Origin of the sequence: Microbacterium sp. CFBP 8801 (assembly GCF_014839455.1) — a bacterium.
In the GTDB taxonomy this organism is placed as follows: domain Bacteria; phylum Actinomycetota; class Actinomycetes; order Actinomycetales; family Microbacteriaceae; genus Microbacterium.
Genome location: NZ_JACYNU010000008.1, coordinates 140,638 through 156,342 on the forward strand (window position 1 = coordinate 140,638; position 15,705 = coordinate 156,342).

Sequence of the window (15,705 nt, forward strand, 5' to 3'; positions counted from 1 at the left end):
AAGGGCCTTTCGGCTCCGAATAACCCGCCTCGGACTGTTCGCAGATAATTTCCTCGGACCAAAACTGTTTTGTGCCACTATGTCGTCAGTCGTCCGATAAAGACCCGCCGACGGTATAGATGCCGAGGCGCGGACGTTGAACAGCCCTCTCTGAAAGGCGCGATCATCGTCAGTTCTGGAATCCGCGGCACGTTTTTCGATTTCATCGACGACCCGTGGAAGCACGTGGGCAGAGAAGAGGAATCGGCGCGATTCCTCCGTGACGGCCTGCTCGTGGTCGACGACGGCCTGATCGTCGCCTTCGGACCCTTCGACGACATCTCGCCCCAGTACCCCGGTCTCGACATCACCGAGATCAGCGGGCGCATCATCACGCCCGGTTTCATCGACGGCCACGTGCACGTTCCGCAGACGCGGGCCCTCGGCGCTTTCGGGCAGCAGCTCCTGCCGTGGCTCCTCGACACTGTCTTCCCCGAGGAGGCTCGCTACAGCGACCGCGAGTACGCGCGCGCCGGATCGGATCGCTTCCTCGACAACATGCTCGCGGGCGGGACGACGACGGTGCAGGCCTTCACGACGACCTCCACCGTCGCGGTCGAGGAGTTCTTCGAGGCCGCCGCCCGGCGCGACATGCTGGTGATCAGCGGCGTCACCGGTATCGACCAGTTCGCACCGGAGGGCTCGACGAGCACGCCCGAGGAGTTCTACGACGACAGCAAGGCGATGATCGCCAAGTACCACGGCGTGGGCCGTAACCGCTATGCGATCACCCCGCGGTTCGCCCTCGGCGCGAGCAAGGACCTGCTGAAGGCGTGCCAGCGGCTCAAGCAGGAGCACCCCGATCTCTGGGTGAACACCCACATCTCGGAGAACCCGTTGGAGATCTCCAACCTTCTTCTGGCGCACCCGGACTGCACGGATTATCTCGGCGTCTACGAGAAATACGATCTGGTCGGCCCGAAATTCTCGGGAGGGCACGCGGTCTGGCTTTCCGACAACGAATTCGGGCGTCTTTCCGACAGCGGCGGCGCGGTGGTTTTCTGCCCGTGCTCGAACCTTTTCCTCGGCAGCGGCATCTTCCGCCTGGCGAAAGCGACCGACCCCGACAAGCGCGTCAAGATGTCGTTCGGCACCGACATGGGTGGCGGAAACCGGTTCAGCATGATCCAGGTGCTCGACGAGGCCTACAAGGTCGGGATGCTGGGCAACACGTTGCTCGACGGCACGACGAACCGCATCACCCAGGATCTGGCCGCGGCCGAGCGCAGCAAGCTCTCGCCCTACCGCGCGTTCTGGTCGGTCACCCTCGGCGGCGCCGAGGGTCTGTACATCGACGACCAGGTCGGCAACTTCGAGGTCGGGAAGTCCGCGGACTTCGTGGCGCTCGACTGGAACGCCGGTCCGTCCGCGATGCCGTGGCACCAGTCTCTGTTCTTCGGCGACGAGGGCCCGACCACGATGGAACAGGCCGCGCACGCACTGTTCGCGGTGATGATGGTCGGCGACGACCGCAACGTCGACGAGACCTGGGTCTCCGGCATCCGCCGCTACAAGAAGAGCTAGGGGTGGAGCGCCTCGCCGTCACCGACGGCCGACCGGTCGCCGGGGAGGTGTCGGGCGCCGACGACACCGCCGTCACTCTCGTGACCCACCGGAAGGTCGCGGCGCACGACGTCGACGCCTTCGAGGGATGGGTCGAGCAGTCGGGTCGGTCCCTCACGGGCACGCCCGGGTACCTCGGCAGCACCGTGATCACGCCGACCGACGCGCGAGGCGACTGGACGCTCGTGCAGCGCTTCACCGATGCCGCCTCGGCGCGCGCCTGGCTCGACGGCCCCGCTCGGCGTTCGCTCTACGCCCAGATCGCCGACGTACAGGTGCTCGACGAAGAAGTGACGCTGTTCCGGGAGGACCCGACGCACGGCGACGAGGTCTCGGTGCTCATCTCGTCCACCGTTCCCGCGGCGCTCGAGCAGGACTACCTGGCGTGGCAGAAACGCATCTCCGACACCGAGGCGCAGTTCCGGGGCTTTCGAGGGCACCGCATCCAGCGCCCCGTGCCGGGCGTCCAGGACGAGTGGGTCGTCATCCTCACGTTCGACTCGGCCGAGAATCTCGCGGTCTGGATCGACTCGCCCGAGCGGAAACGTCTGCTGCGCGAGGGCGAGCGGTTCAACGCCGACCTCGCTGTCGCCACGTCGAGCTTCGGCTTCGACTTCTGGACGCCCAAGGGCGAGACCGCGCGCGAATCGGTGATGAAGAACAACCTCCTCGTGCTGGCGGCGCTGTATCCGATCGTGTTCGGGTGGGGCTACTTCGTCAGCACCCCGCTCTTCGACGGACCCCACGCCATCCCGTTCTGGCTGTCGCTGTTCGTCGGCAACTTCGTCAGCACGCAACTTCTCGGCTGGTTCGTGATGCCCCGGGTGTTCAAGATGTTCGCCTGGTGGCTGAAGCCGAAGCCGGGCTGGCGCGCGCAACTCCTCGGGTTCGGCATCCTGATCGTCGTCTACGGCGCATCGATGGCGCTCTACGCCTGGTTGCTGTCGCTCGCGGCGTAGTCCCACCCCCGCGCCGACCCCGCGCCTCTCCCGCGTCTCCCCCCTGTTGAGTGTCCGGAACACGCCGCATCGCTGCGCGTCGGCGCGGCGTGTCCTGGACTCTCGACGAGAGGTGTCGCCGGGGCAATGCGCTCGGCACGGCGACGCGGCCGCGCCGGCACGCTCGACAGCGAAGTGCCCGCGGACCGCACGTCGGCGCCGCGCCCCCGCCCCCAGGCGTTGAGTGTCCGGAACACGCCGCATCGCTGCGCGTCGGCGCGGCGTGTCCTGGACACTCAACAGAGAGGTGTCGCCCGGGAGCGGGGCGACGAAGCGCGCTCGGCGGCGAGGTGTCGCCCGCGGCGCGGCGCGGCCGCGACGTGCCGCCGCGCGAACGAACGCGTCAGCACAGCCGCCGGGACACCTCGGCCATCGCCTCGGCGAACGACTCCTCGGCACCCTCGCGACCGCCCGAGAGGTTGACCCCGACGACGCCGGGGAGCGCCAGCATCTCCTCGGCGAGCGCCACGGCCAGGGCGATGCCCTCGGCCCGCGGGTCGTGGGCGTCTCGCACCCGCGAGAGGAAGTCCTCGGGCAGCACGAGCGTGGTGAACGACTCCAGCAGCGCGGCGGACGCGTGATCGACCACCATCGGCACGCACGGGATGTACATCGCCTCCGCGGCGACCTCGTCGATGAACCGGCGCACGGGCGCCGCGCCACCGGCGTGGTTCACGAAGCACACGTCAGCACCCGCCCGGAGCTTCTCGCGCAGTCGGGCGGCCCGGCGCTCGACGGGCGGCGCGGCCGGAGACGCGGCGACCGACACCACGTGCCCGGCGGCACGCGCGAGGGCCGTCGCCTCGGTCGAGTCGAGGTCGAACACGGGCGCGGCATCGGGTCGATGCCCGGTCTCGGTGTGGTCGCCGGTGACGCAGTGCACCCCGGCCACCCCTTCGACGGCCAGCGCCGCCAGCTCCCCCTCGATCGCGACGCGGTTGCGGTCGCGCATGTTCAGCCCGGTCCAGACGCGCAGTCCCCGGCGCTGCACCAGCGACGCGCGGTACGCGGGTGGGAACTGCACCCGGGCGCTCCCCGCGTCGCCGGCGAGGACGGCATCCACTTCTCCGGCGAGCACGGCGGCGCACGCGTCGATGGATGCCACGCTCAACGCGCGCGCGGGAAGATCGGCCACGACCCACGGCCGCGTGCCGAGAGCGTCCAGCGTCGCGAGGGCTCCGGCGGTGCGCGGGGCGGGAGCGGGCACCGTCGATCGGTCGATGCCGGTCCAGGGGACGGTCGGGCGGTGCAGGAACGCGCAGCGGTGATCCGCGTCGATCTCGCACGAACCGTCGAAGCCGACACCGCCGCACGGGCCGTACTCCATGCGCTTGGGACACGCGTCGATGAGGGGCAGCGAGGTCATGGCGGGGAGTGTACGGAGCGCGTGTTTCCACGAATGTTCATGGCGGCAACATCACCGAAATGCGCGATGCCTACGCTCGGCGATACCCGCAGCCTCCCGGAGGACCCCATGATCACGGCCGGCACCACGTTCGGTTTCGACGTCGACGACACCGACGCGCTCGTCGAGGATCCGCTCGCGTTGATGGTGCAGTGGCTTCCTCCCCACGACAGCGAGCTGCGTCCGCTCGCCGCCCTCTCGACCCTCGGCGTCGACGGCCTCCCGTCGCTGCGGCACGTGCTCATCAGCGACCGGGATGCCGCGGGGCTGACGTTCCACACCGACGCCGCCAGCGCGAAGGTCGCCGAGATCGGCGCGAACCCCGTCGCCGCGATGGCGGTCGCGTGGCCCGAGCTCGGTCGACAGCTCGTCGTGCGCGGGATCGTCGAGCGCGTGACGCCCGCCGAGGCCGCCACCGTGTACGCCCAGCGCTCGCGGTACCTGCAGCTGCTGGCCTGGGTGAACACGCGCGAGAACGCCCACCTTCCCGCGGACGCCCGCCGGCACCTCTGGGCCGAGTTCGACGAGGCGCACCCCCAGCTCGAGCCGCCCGCGCGCTGGGTGGGATTCCGCCTGCGTCCCCTCACCCTCACGTTCTGGCGCGGCGATCCCCTCGGCCAGAGCACCCGGCAGCACTACACGCTCGACGACGGCCGTTGGTCGGGCCGGATTTTGGCGGGCTGACATGGACATCACCACCGTCACCTCGTACCGCCCCGCCCGCACGCGCGCCGACCTCGCCCTCGCCCCCGGCGAGGCCGTCATCGCGGGCGGCACCTGGATCATGAGTGAGCCGCAGCCCGGCACCACCGGCTTCGTCGACCTCACGACCCTCGACTGGCCCGACCTCGAGATCACCGCCGAGGGCCTGCGCATCGGTGCGACCTGCACGATCGCGCGCTTGCTCGCGTGGGCCGAGCACGAAGCGCCGCTCGACTGGACCTCGCTCGCCCTCGCCCGCCCGGCCGCCGACGCGCTTCTCGCCTCGTTCAAGATCTGGAACACCGCGACCGTCGGCGGCAACGTGTGCCAGGCGTTCGCGGCGGGGGCCATGATCGCCCTGCTCTCGACCCTGGATGCCACGGCCCTGGTGTGGACGCCCGACGGCGGCGAGCGCGTGATCGCCGTGGCCGATCTCGTCATCGACAACGCCGCCACCTCGCTCGCACCGGGCGAGGTCGTGCGCGCCCTCGACGTTCCCGCGCACGCGCTGCGCTCGCGGGTCGGGCTGCAGAAGATCGCCCTGGCCGAGCTCGGGCGCTCGGGCGCCGTCGTCACGGCCCGCGTCGACCCCGACGGGGCGGCCGTGTTCGTCGTGACCGCCGCGGTGCGTCGACCGCGCGTGCTGCGCTTCGGCCGCCTGCCCGGCGCCGGAGAGCTGCGGGATGCCGTGGCCTCCGCCCCCGATTTCTACACCGACCCGCTCGGCAGCGCCGACTGGCGGCGCGGGGTCAGCGTCGTGCTCGCCGAGCGCCTGCGGACGGCGTTGTCGCGGGATCTGCAGGCGGGTGCCGCGTGAGGGCCCGGGCGTTGCCCGCGCGTCGCGCGACCGTCACGGTTTCGATCGCTCGACGGAGGGGCCGCGCGTGAGATTCGAGGTCAACGGGGCGACGGTCGAGGCCGATCCCCGCCCGGGGCAGAGCGCGCGCACGCTGCTGCGCGAGACGGGCCACGTCGAGGTGAAGAAGGGCTGCGACGCGGGTGACTGCGGCGCCTGTTCGGTGCTGCTCGACGGCGCGCCCACGCACTCGTGCATCGTGCCGGCCGTGCGGTTGGAGGGCCGGTCGATCACGACGGCGGCGGGCCTCGCCCCCGGCGACGAGCTCCACCCGGTGCAGGAGGCCCTGGCCGCCGGCTTCGGGTTCCAGTGCGGGTTCTGCACTCCGGGGATGAGTGTCACGGCATCCACGCTCACCCCCGACGACCTCCCCGACCTCGACCGCCGGATGAAGGGCAACCTGTGCCGGTGCACGGGGTACCGTCCGATCCGCGAAGCGATCCGGGCGTCGGTGCTGGGTCCCGTGCGCGAGACGGGTGGGGTCGCCGAGACGCGCGCGTCGCGGTCGACGTGCACGACTCCGGCGGTACCGTCGCCGACCGTGCCGGGATCGCTGGGGCAGCCGCATGCGCAGGACTCGTGCGCCCCCGCGACCGGTGCCGGATCGTGCGCGGGACACGGCGCGACCTCGCCGCGTGACGCCCACGCCGAGCCGGGGGTCGACGCCGCGGCAGCGGGACGCATCGGCACCTCGGTCGTCCCCGAAGCGGCGCGGCGGATCGTGCAGGGCCGCGAACCCTTCACGTTCGACGAGCCCGTGCCGGGCGGCCCGCCGCTGATCCTGCGCGTCGTCACCTCGCCGCACGCCCACGCGCGCGTGCGTTCCATCGACACCGCCGCCGCCCTCGCCGTACCCGGCGTCGTCGCCGTGTTCACCCACGCCGACGTCCCCGACGTGCGCTACTCCACCGGGCGCCACGAGCACCGCACCGACGATCCCGACGACACTCGCATGCTCGACGACGTCGTGCGCCACGTCGGCCAGCGCGTCGTCGCGGTCGTCGCCGAGACGGCGGAAGCAGCGGATGCCGGATGCCGGGCCGTCCGCATCGACTACGACGTCTTGCCCGCCGTCTTCGACCCCGACGAGGCGCGGAGCCCCGGCGCCCCGCTGCTGCACCCCGACCGCACGCCCGCGGAGCGCGTGATGGCGGCCGAACGCAATGTCGTCGCGGGCTTCCACACCGGGCACGGCGGCGACATCGATGCCGCCCTCGCCGCGAGCCACACGACCGTGACCGGCGAATGGAGCTCGTCGCGCGTCACGCACGCCGCGCTCGAGACGCACGGCTCGGTCGGATGGCTCGACGACGAGGGGCGCCTCGTCGTGCGCTCGTCGACCCAGGTGCCTTTCCTCGCCCGCAACGAACTCGCGCACATCTTCGGCCTCGAGCCGCACCGCGTGCGCGTCTACGCCACCCGTGTCGGCGGCGGTTTCGGCGGTAAGCAGGAGCTGTTCACCGAAGACCTCACGGCCCTCGCCGTGCTGAGACTCGGCCGGCCCGTCGCGTACGAGTTCTCGCGCACCGACCAGTTCGTGCGGGCGTCCCTCCGGCATCCGATGCGCGTACGCGTGAGCGTGGGGGCGGATGCCGGGGGCACACTCACCGCGATGAAGCTCGACCTGCTGAGCGACACCGGCGCGTACGGCAACCACGCGATCGGCGTGCTGTTCCACTCGTGCGCCGAGTCGACGACGCTGTACCGCGTTCCGGTGAAGTGGATCGACGCCGAGGCCGTGTACACGAACAACCCGCCGTCGGGGGCGTTCCGCGGGTACGGCCTCGGGCAGGTGGTCTTCGCCGTCGAGTCGGCGCTCGACGCGCTCGCGGAGCGGCTCGACATCGACCCGTTCGACCTGCGCCGCATCAACGCGGTGAAGGAGGGCGACCCGCTGCACCCCGACGACGACGAGAAGTACGAGGAAGACCTGATCTGGGGCAGTTACGGCCTCGACCAGTGTCTCGACCTCGCGCAGGACGCCCTGCGTCGCGGCAACGGCGTCGAGGCCCCCGCGGGCTGGGTCGTCGGCGAGGGCATGGCCGCCGCGATGATCGCGACGATGGCCCCGCGCGGGCACATCGCCCACACGACGGCGACGCTACGGCCCGACGGCACCTACCTGCTGCGCGTCGGTACCGCCGAGTTCGGCAACGGCACCTCCACGGTGCACCGCCAGATCGCCGCGACCGTGCTCGACGCCGCTCCCGAGCGCCTCGAGCTGTGGGCCGCCGACACCGACGCGGTGCGCCACGACACGGGTGCCTTCGCCTCGGCCGGAACCGTCGTGGCCGGCAAGGCCCTGCACGGCGCGTGCACCGCGCTCCGCCGTCGCATGATCGCCCTCGCGACCGAGCTCGCGGGCGGGGAATCCGCCGCGGCCGACGCGATCGACGACGTGGAGTTCACGGCATCCGGAATTCGCGTCGCGAACGAGGTCGTCACGTGGGAGCGGATCATCGCGGCCGCCCCCGCCGACCACGTCGACGCCGAGGGCCTCACGGCCGACGGCGCGGAGTTCGGCGACCTGCGCTCGCTGGCGTTCAACGTGCACGCCGTGCGGGTGGCCGTCGACCCCGAGACGGGCACGGTGGCCGTGCTGCAGTCGATCCAGACCGCCGACGCGGGCGTGGTCATCAACCCGGCGCAGTGCCGCGGGCAGATCGAGGGCGGCGCCGCCCAGGCCCTGGGCGGCGCGCTCTACGAAGAGGTGCTGCTCGAGGACGGCGTCGTGCAGAACCCGGTGTTCCGCACGTACCGCGTACCGCAGTTCGCCGACGTGCCCGACACGGAGGTGTACTTCGCCGAGACCGACGACAGCCTGGGGCCGTTCGGGGCCAAGTCGATGAGCGAGTCGCCCTACAACCCGGTCGGCGCCGCCATCGGCAACGCGGTCTCGCGGGCCCTGGGACGCCGGGGGTACGAGCTGCCGTTCTCGCGTGACCGGGTGTGGAGGTTGGCGGGCGGGGCCTGAGCGGGGCCGAATTCGGCGTGCCCCACTTCGTGCGACTCACGCCCCCGGAACCTGCACGAAGTGGGACACGGGGGCTCGCCGTTGGGGCAGGGTCAGCGTGGCGCGCTTGCGGGGTTCGGGGCGCGCATTGTGCAGTGGGGCGTCCTTGACCCGCCCCGGTGCACCGTTGCCGCCCCATTTGAGGCGTGGGTCGCCGCCCGCGACCGCCGCGGCCCGCCCCGCGGTCAGAGCGGCGTCGCGCCGCCCCGCACGACGATGCCGCCGGATGCCGGGACGTCGACCTTCAGCACGCTCGGCCGGCCGATGTGCCGCCCCTGCCGCACCGTGAAGCCGAACGGAGCGGGAACGCCGACGCGGTCGCGCAGATACGCCCCCAGCGAGGCGGCGGCGGAGCCGGTGGCGGGGTCTTCGGTGATGTCGCCGACGGGGAAGAGGTTGCGAGCCTCGGCGACCAGGCCGTCGGCGAGGCCGCCCTCGACGTGCACCACGATGGCGGTGCCCTTCCATCCGCGTTCATCGAGGAGTTCCCGCATCCCACCGGGATCGAAGGTGAACGTGTCGAACACCTCGCGCGCGGTCACGGCGACGACCGGGTGCAGGTTGCCGGCGAAGGACTGCGCCAGCGGCATCCGCTCGTCGAGGTCGTCGCGGGTGAGGCCCATCAGGCCGAGCAGGCGGTCGGCCACCTTGGGCTCCAGATCGATGACCCGCGGCTCGACGCTGGTGAACCCGGCGACCAGGGCGCCCTCGGCGTCGCGCTCGGTGACCACGTCGACCGCGCCCGCGGCGGTGTCGAAGACGTAGCTGCCGGCACCCTCGATCTCGGCGAGCGCGACCGCCGTCGCGATGGTGGCGTGGCCGCAGAAGGGCACCTCGTCGTCGGGCGAGAAGTACCGCACGGCGACGCGGTCGCCCTCGCGCGCGGTCACGAACGCCGTCTCGGGGTGGCCGAGGTCAGCCGCGATGCGCTGCATCTGCGCGTCGTCGAGGGAGGTCGCGTCCAGGACGACACCCGCGGGGTTGCCGCCGCCGGGTTCGGCCGCGAAGGCGAGCAACTGCAGGATGCCGGGGGTGTCGGTCATGCCACGATTCTCGTGCAGGACCAGCGATCGTCTGACAGCCAATCCAGGGTGAGTGGATCGGTCGCCGCGCTCCGGCGACGCCGCACGTCGGGTGACGTTCGCCGCGCACGCGATCGCCGTACCGCCTCAGCGGGGCTCCGCCCCCAGGTGCAGCACCGCCTCGGCGAGTGCGCGGATCCCCGCCGCCACATCGCCGCCCGCGACCGCCTCGTCGGGATGGTGGCTGATGCCGTCGGGATTGCGCAGGAACAGCATGCCGACATCGGTGATGGCGCCGATCGCCATGGCGTCGTGCCCCGCGCGACTGAAGAGGGTGGGGGCCTCGCCGCCGATGCCCGCGCGCACGACGTCCTGCAGCAGCGGGGCACAGAACACCGCGGGCGCACTGTGCACCTCGCGGGCGCTCCACCGCAGACCGCGGCGGCCCATGATGGCATCCAATTCGGCCGAGATCGCGTTCCACGTGTCGTCGCGGGTGGTGTCGAACTCACCGCGCAGGTCGAGCGAGAGGTGCGCCTCACCGGGCACGACGTTCACCGCACCGGGGAACGCCTCGAGCTGCCCGACGGTGCCGACGATGTGGTGCTCGCCGCGGCAGATGCGCTCGACCGCGAGGGCGGCTTCACTCGCGCCGAGCAGCGCGTCGCGACGCAGGTCGTAGGGCGTGCCGCCGGCGTGCCGGGCCTCGCCCTCGACGACGAGCTGGAAGCGCCTGGCCGACGCGATCGACGACACCGCGGCGAGCGCCTGCCCGGCGCGGTGGAGTTCGGGTCCCTGCTCGATGTGGGCTTCGAGGTAGGCGACGAGGTGGTCGGGCTCGCGGGCGGCCTCGCCGATACGGCCGGGGTCGAGACCGAAGTCGCGGAACGCGTCGCGCAGAGTGACGCCGTCGGCATCGGTCAGCTCCCACCACGAGGCATCCCACTGGCCGGCCACCGCCGAAGACCCCAGCAGCGCCTTGCCGAAGCGCGTGCCCTCCTCGTCGGAGAACGCGACGACCTCGAGAGCGAACGGGAAGGGACTGGATGCCACGCCGTCGTCGTCGATGCGTCGCACGAGCCGCACGACCTCGAGGGCCATCAGCACACCGACGATGCCGTCGAAACGGCCGGCGTCGGGCACGGTGTCGAGGTGCGAGCCCATCAACAGCGCCGGGGCGTCGGGCGCCCCCGCGGGGGCGAGTCGGCCGACCTGGTTGCCCGCCGCGTCCTGTCGCGTCGTCATGCCGAGTTCGCGCATCCACTCAGCCGCGAGGCGGTTGACGCGAGCGTGCTCGGGCGAGAGGTAGACGCGCGTGATGCTGCCGGGCGTCGCGGTGATGCGCGCCAGTTCCTCGCACCGCCCCATGACGCGCCGGGCGGCCGCGTCGATGTGCGCGGGATCGACGGCGAGGCGCGTGGCGGCGGTCACGATCGCTCCCCGCGCGAACGAGGGCCGCGGCGACCGCGGCCGACCACGTCGGCCGCACCGGGAACGAGAGCGCGGCTCATGCCACCGCCCCCGCGTACACGCCCTGCGCCGCCTCGACACCGCCGCCCGCGGGCACCGCTGCCCCGTGTCGACGCAGCACCGCCTCGAGGGCGGCGAGGGTGGTGAGCACCGCATCGGTACGGGCGTTGTAGCCCATGGTGCCGATGCGCCAGACGCGCCCGTGCAGCGGGCCGAACGACGTGCCGATCTCGATGCCGAAGTCGCTCAGCAGCTCGCTGCGCACGGCGTCGCCGACGACGGCATCGGGGATCTCGACCGCCACGACGTTGGTCATCTTGTGGGCCACGTCACCGAACACGGTGAGCCCCAGGCCCTCGACACCGGCGAGCATCGCGGCACCGTGCAGGGCGTGCCGCTCGATCACGGCGTCGCGGCCCTCGAGCAGCAGCACGCGCGCGCACTCCCGCGCCCCGTAGAGCATGGTCGTGGCCTCGGTGTGGTGGTTGAGGCGCCGAGGGCCCCAGTAGTCGAGGATCATCGCCAGGTCGAAGTAGTTCGAGCGGATGAAGTCGGAGGCCACGGCATCGCCCTCCTCGCGGATCCCGGCCTCGACGCGCGCGCGGGACCGCACGATCTCGACCGCGCGATCGGACAGGCTGAGCGGCGCCGACCCCGAGGGGCCGCCGAGGCATTTCTGCAGGCCGGCGGTGGCGGCATCCAGCCCCCAGGCATCCATCTCGAAGGCGTTGCCGCCGAGCGAAGCGGTCGCGTCGGTGTAGAAGAGGGCGCCGTGGGCGCGGCAGATCTCGCCGATCTCGTCGAGGGGCTGCAGCATGGTCGTCGAGGTGTCGCCCTGCACGCAGGCCACCAGGTGCGGCTTCACCCGCTCGATCGCCTCGCGGATCGTCGAGACCGGGAACACCTGCCCCCACGGCACCTCGATCGTGTGCACCTCGGCCAGCGCGCGCTCGGCGATCTCGGCGAGCAGGTGGCCGAAGCGCCCGAACACGGGCACCAGCACCCGGTCCCCGGGACGGATCAGCGAGATCATCGCGGCCTCGATGCCCGCGCGGCTCGTGCCGTCGATGAGCACGGTGGCGTCGTTGTCGGTGCCCCAGACCTGGCGGTACAGATCCTGCGTCTCGGTCATGGTCGCGGTCATGAAGGGGTCGTACTGGCCCACGAGCGGCGCGCCCATCGCGCGCAGCACGCTGGGGTAGGCCGAGATGGGCCCGGGGCCCATCAGCAGACGCGCGGGCGGGTCGATCGGGCCGGGGATCTGGGTGTTCACGAGGTCTCCATGGTGCGGGAGCGGCAGAGGCGGGAGGGACGGGGGCGACGGGAGCGGGAGGGGCCGGGGCGGAGGGACGCGCCGCGCAGAACTCCTGAGTTTCCGACGGCGCCCGCGGTTCGCGCCCCGTCGTCATGGGGTCGGGTGCTGAACTCGACGCGTTTTCTCAGGAGTTTCGCACGGGAGGGGGCGCCGTCATGGAAGAACACCCGCACTCTCACGACGCGCCCACGCCCGCGCCCACCAGGGCGGCGAGCCGACGCGCGAGGCGCACAAGGGCGATGTCGGTGCCCGCGCGCGAGACCAGACAGATACCGACCGGCGCCGGACCGGCCGATGTCGGCAGCGTCAGCAACGGCACCGAGACGGCGGGGAGCCCCGCCACCGCCGCCGGGGCCGTCATGCGCAACGTCGCGGCGCGGACGGCCTCGACGTCGGCCGTCCGCAGCGGAGCGGGGCCCGGCACCGTGGGGAAGATCAGCACGGCGTCGCCGACCAGCTCGGCGAGGTGCTCGGCGAGGGGCTCGAGGTCGGCGCGGGCTCCCGCCTCCGCCTCGGGTGTGATGCGCGACGCGATCTCGAAACGTTCGGCCACGGCCGGGCCGACGGCGCCGGGATGCGCGCGCAGCCAGTCGCCGTCGTTGCGCCACGCCTCGGCGCCCTGCACGGTGCGGAACGCCGTGAATGTGGCATCGAGATCGCCCGTGTGCACGGCACGGAACGGGGGCGGATCATCGGATGCCGCGAGCGCGGCCAACAGACGCGAGAACGCCGCGCGGGTGGCGGGTTCGACGTGGTCGAGGATCTCTTCGGGCACGAGGAAGCGCCACGGCAGGTCGGCACCCGAAGCTCCGTAGACGTTCTCGGTCGAGTCGGAGCCGTCGTAACTGAGGCACCAGTCGGCCACCTTCTGCAGCGTCGCTCCGTCGCGGGTGAGCCACCCGACGGTGTCGAAGGACTGCGCGAGCGGCAGCATCCCCTGGCGAGGAACGAGGTCGTGGGTCGTGCGCAGACCCCACAGGCCCTGGTACGACGCCGGCACACGGATGGAACCCGCGGTGTCGGTGGCGAGGCCGATGTCGGCGTGTCCCGAGGCGACCGCCGATGCCGGTCCGCTCGACGATCCCCCCGGGAGCGCGCCGACGACGGCGCCGTTGGGCGGGGTGCCGTAGTGCGCGTTGTCTCCGGCGATCGAGTAGGCGAACTCGTCGGTGCGGGCGATCCCACGAAGCGACGCACCGCCCCGCAGCAGGTCGGCGACCGCGGGAGCCGTGGCCTTCTCGGGGCGCGCCCCTTCGAGGAAGGTCGGGTTTCCGGCGCCGATGCGGAACCCGGCGATCGCGAAGAGGTCTTTGACCGCGACCGTGAGCCCCGCCAGCGGCCCCTCCCACGCGCCCTGCAAGAACGGATCGCCGACACTGCGCCAGATCGTGCGGTCGAGCGCCGGGGTACGCGGGGTGACGTGCGCGGCGGTGATGAGCCAGCGTCCGTCGATCCGCTGCCACACCTGCGTCTGCAGGCCGCGCCCACCGCCGACGAAGTGCGAGACCGACATCAGCAGGGCGGCGTCGCCATCGGTGCTCTCCCCCTCGGTCGCGGACGAGAGCGGCCGGTAGTGGATCTCGGCGATGTCGCGAGGGGGGACGCCGCCGCGAAGCGAGCGGAAACCGCTGATCGCGTCGTGACCGATCAGGAGCCCCGCCGTATCACCGCGGAGGGTGTCGGGGCCGGGCGCGAAGAACGCGTCGAGGGCGTCGAGGTCGTTCGCGACGATCGCGCGCTCGTACGCGTCGAAGGCCGCACGGAGGTCGGCGGGGAGAGGCGGGGCGCCGGCGGCTCCGGGCGCGGTCTCGGTCGGGCGAGTGGCCGGGACGGCGGCTTCGGGCGCGGTCTCGGCCGTCCGGGCGGCGGGCGCGGTGCCGGCGTCGCCGGTTCCGGTGGCCGGGTTGCTGGCATCCGTCATCGTGCGACCCCACGCCCTCTGTCGTCGCGCCCGTCGAGTGTCCGAGACACGCCGTTCCGGGGCGGCGCCTCACGGCGTGTGGTGGACACTCGACCCTCAGCAGGCTCGAGGGTGGGGTCGAGGGCGGGCTGGAGGGCGGACTCGACGCGGGCGAGTGCGGCGGCCAGTGCGGGGGTCATGCGGTGCCTCCGTCGGGGATGGGGCTGGATGCCAGGGGCTCGGGCTCGACGGCCGGGACACCCGCGAAGTCGGCCTCGCGGATGCGCGCGTGCACGCCCGAGACGATGTCGACCACCTGCGAGATGTCGAAGTCGGTCGCCGCGCTCAGGTAGGCGTAGCCCAGGTGCTCGTCCATGCCCCAGCGGCCGCGCAGGAGCGCGAGCGACGAGCGCACGCAGGCGCGCATGGCCGCATCGAGGTCGGGATCCATCCCCGTCGGCACGAGGTAGTCGGGCGTGCGCACGAGGGGACCTGCGACCTCGCCGAACGCCGCGCGGGCCGCGACCGCGGGAATCACCTCGAAGCGCAGCGTGGCACGCAACGACGCCTCGAGCGCGGTGAGCGCGACCTCGCCGTCGCCCTGGGCGAAGTGCGGGTCGCCGACGTACGCGAGCGCCCCCTCGACCTGCACGGGGAGGTAGAGGATCGTCCCCTCGACGAGGAGGTTGATGTCGATGTTGCCGCCGTGCGTGCCCGGCGGCACCGAGTGCGGGCGTTGCTCACCTGCGACAGCGACACCCATCGTGCCGAGGAACGGCGCGAGGGGGAACGCGACGACCGGGTCGCCGCCCTCGACGACGGGGAGCGTGCCGTGCAGGATGCCATCGCGTTCGGCGACGGCGGCGAAGACGCTGACGTTGTGCTCGCCGCGCGGCAGTTCACCCACGAGCGCGCCCTTGCCGTGCCGGTTCGAGATGACGCCGTAGGGCACCCGCGGAACGAGCGTCTCGACGGTGATCTTGAGCAGGTCGCCGGGGTGCGCATCGCGCACGTGCACGGGACCGACGACGACGTGGGGTCCGTCGGCCATCGCATCGCGCGAGACGGATGCCGCGATCTCGACGGCGTCGTCGAGCACCTGCTCCCGCGGAACACCGTGTGCCGCGAAGTAGGCGGCCGGGTCTTTGCCCTGGTCGTCGAGGATGCCCTCGTGGCTGACGGTGTCGAACGTGACGCTGGCACCCGACGCGATCTCGAGCACGGCGGTGTCGCCCGCGCACGGCAGGCGCCCCCACAGGACGGTATCGGGGGTGGCGCGGAGGTAGTGGTCGCCGGGGACGGCGCCGACGCCGGGCTGGAGGATGGGCACCGGCGACGCGGCACCGGGCACGGTCGCCTCGACAGGCTCAGGGACCTCGGCCTGAACCCTGGCCCCGGCGTAGGCCCCGGCCGCAGCACGGG

At 72.3% G+C, this 15,705-nt stretch carries 11 protein-coding genes; 5 read left to right on the forward strand and 6 right to left on the reverse strand.

Annotation, left to right across the window (positions count from 1 at the left end; genetic code table 11):
• Positions 1-69 precede the first annotated feature (69 nt).
• Together guaD and IFR11_RS11275 are read left to right on the forward strand one after the other, a co-directional pair.
• Positions 70-1,563, forward strand: coding sequence for a guanine deaminase (gene guaD, locus IFR11_RS11270; RefSeq protein ID WP_197978634.1), 1,494 nt, complete (start codon positions 70-72; stop codon positions 1,561-1,563).
• Positions 1,564-1,565: 2 nt separating this feature from the next.
• On the forward strand, positions 1,566-2,561 hold the full coding sequence (locus IFR11_RS11275) for an antibiotic biosynthesis monooxygenase (RefSeq protein WP_055935463.1): 996 nt from the start codon (positions 1,566-1,568) through the stop codon (positions 2,559-2,561).
• Between the two features lie 382 nt (positions 2,562-2,943).
• Here IFR11_RS11275 and IFR11_RS11280 read toward each other — a convergent pair whose 3' ends face one another.
• The gene (locus IFR11_RS11280) at positions 2,944-3,966 is read right to left on the reverse strand and encodes a methylenetetrahydrofolate reductase C-terminal domain-containing protein (RefSeq protein WP_191916235.1); all 1,023 of its coding nucleotides are present in this window, start codon (positions 3,964-3,966) and stop codon (positions 2,944-2,946) included.
• Between the two features lie 108 nt (positions 3,967-4,074).
• Between IFR11_RS11280 and IFR11_RS11285 the strand changes: the two genes are divergently transcribed.
• The 3 genes from IFR11_RS11285 to IFR11_RS16795 all read left to right on the forward strand — a co-directional run bounded on the left by IFR11_RS11285 (position 4,075) and on the right by IFR11_RS16795 (position 8,537).
• Entirely contained in the window at positions 4,075-4,689 is a 615-nt protein-coding gene (locus IFR11_RS11285) for a pyridoxine/pyridoxamine 5'-phosphate oxidase (protein WP_191916207.1), read from the forward strand.
• 1 nt (position 4,690) lies between these two features.
• Positions 4,691-5,524, forward strand: a complete 834-nt coding sequence (locus tag IFR11_RS11290; RefSeq protein WP_191916208.1) for an FAD binding domain-containing protein — start codon at positions 4,691-4,693, stop codon at positions 5,522-5,524.
• Positions 5,525-5,591: 67 nt separating this feature from the next.
• Positions 5,592-8,537: a molybdopterin cofactor-binding domain-containing protein gene (locus IFR11_RS16795; protein ID WP_191916209.1), complete on the forward strand. Its 2,946-nt coding sequence runs from the start codon at positions 5,592-5,594 to the stop codon at positions 8,535-8,537.
• Between the two features lie 224 nt (positions 8,538-8,761).
• Here the strand turns inward: IFR11_RS16795 and IFR11_RS11300 are convergent, their stop codons facing one another.
• The 5 genes from IFR11_RS11300 to IFR11_RS11320 form a co-directional block, all read right to left on the reverse strand.
• Entirely contained in the window at positions 8,762-9,619 is an 858-nt protein-coding gene (locus IFR11_RS11300) for a PhzF family phenazine biosynthesis protein (RefSeq protein ID WP_191916210.1), read from the reverse strand.
• A gap of 126 nt (positions 9,620-9,745) precedes the next feature.
• Positions 9,746-11,029, reverse strand: a complete 1,284-nt coding sequence (locus IFR11_RS11305; protein WP_191916211.1) for an allantoate amidohydrolase — start codon at positions 11,027-11,029, stop codon at positions 9,746-9,748.
• 76 nt (positions 11,030-11,105) lie between these two features.
• A complete protein-coding gene (locus tag IFR11_RS11310; RefSeq protein ID WP_181016019.1) occupies positions 11,106-12,293 on the reverse strand; it encodes a pyridoxal-phosphate-dependent aminotransferase family protein in 1,188 nt (395 codons plus the stop codon).
• A gap of 265 nt (positions 12,294-12,558) precedes the next feature.
• Complete coding sequence (locus IFR11_RS11315) at positions 12,559-14,304, reverse strand: AtzH-like domain-containing protein (protein ID WP_191916212.1); 1,746 nt, start codon at positions 14,302-14,304, stop codon at positions 12,559-12,561.
• Between the two features lie 175 nt (positions 14,305-14,479).
• Complete coding sequence (locus IFR11_RS11320) at positions 14,480-15,634, reverse strand: acetamidase/formamidase family protein (RefSeq protein ID WP_191916236.1); 1,155 nt, start codon at positions 15,632-15,634, stop codon at positions 14,480-14,482.
• Between the last annotated feature and the right edge of the window lie 71 nt (positions 15,635-15,705).

Excerpts from the sequence above, each read along its gene's own strand:
- IFR11_RS11310 (WP_181016019.1), bottom strand. The coding sequence starts at position 12,293 with ATGGGCCCCGGGCCCATCTCGGCCTACCCCAGCGTGCTGCGCGCGATG.
- IFR11_RS11315 (WP_191916212.1), bottom strand. The coding sequence starts at position 14,304 with ATGACGGATGCCAGCAACCCGGCCACCGGAACCGGCGACGCCGGCACC.
- IFR11_RS11285 (WP_191916207.1), top strand. The coding sequence starts at position 4,075 with ATGATCACGGCCGGCACCACGTTCGGTTTCGACGTCGACGACACCGAC.
- IFR11_RS11280 (WP_191916235.1), bottom strand. The coding sequence starts at position 3,966 with ATGACCTCGCTGCCCCTCATCGACGCGTGTCCCAAGCGCATGGAGTAC.
- IFR11_RS11290 (WP_191916208.1), top strand. The coding sequence starts at position 4,691 with ATGGACATCACCACCGTCACCTCGTACCGCCCCGCCCGCACGCGCGCC.
- IFR11_RS11300 (WP_191916210.1), bottom strand. The coding sequence starts at position 9,619 with ATGACCGACACCCCCGGCATCCTGCAGTTGCTCGCCTTCGCGGCCGAA.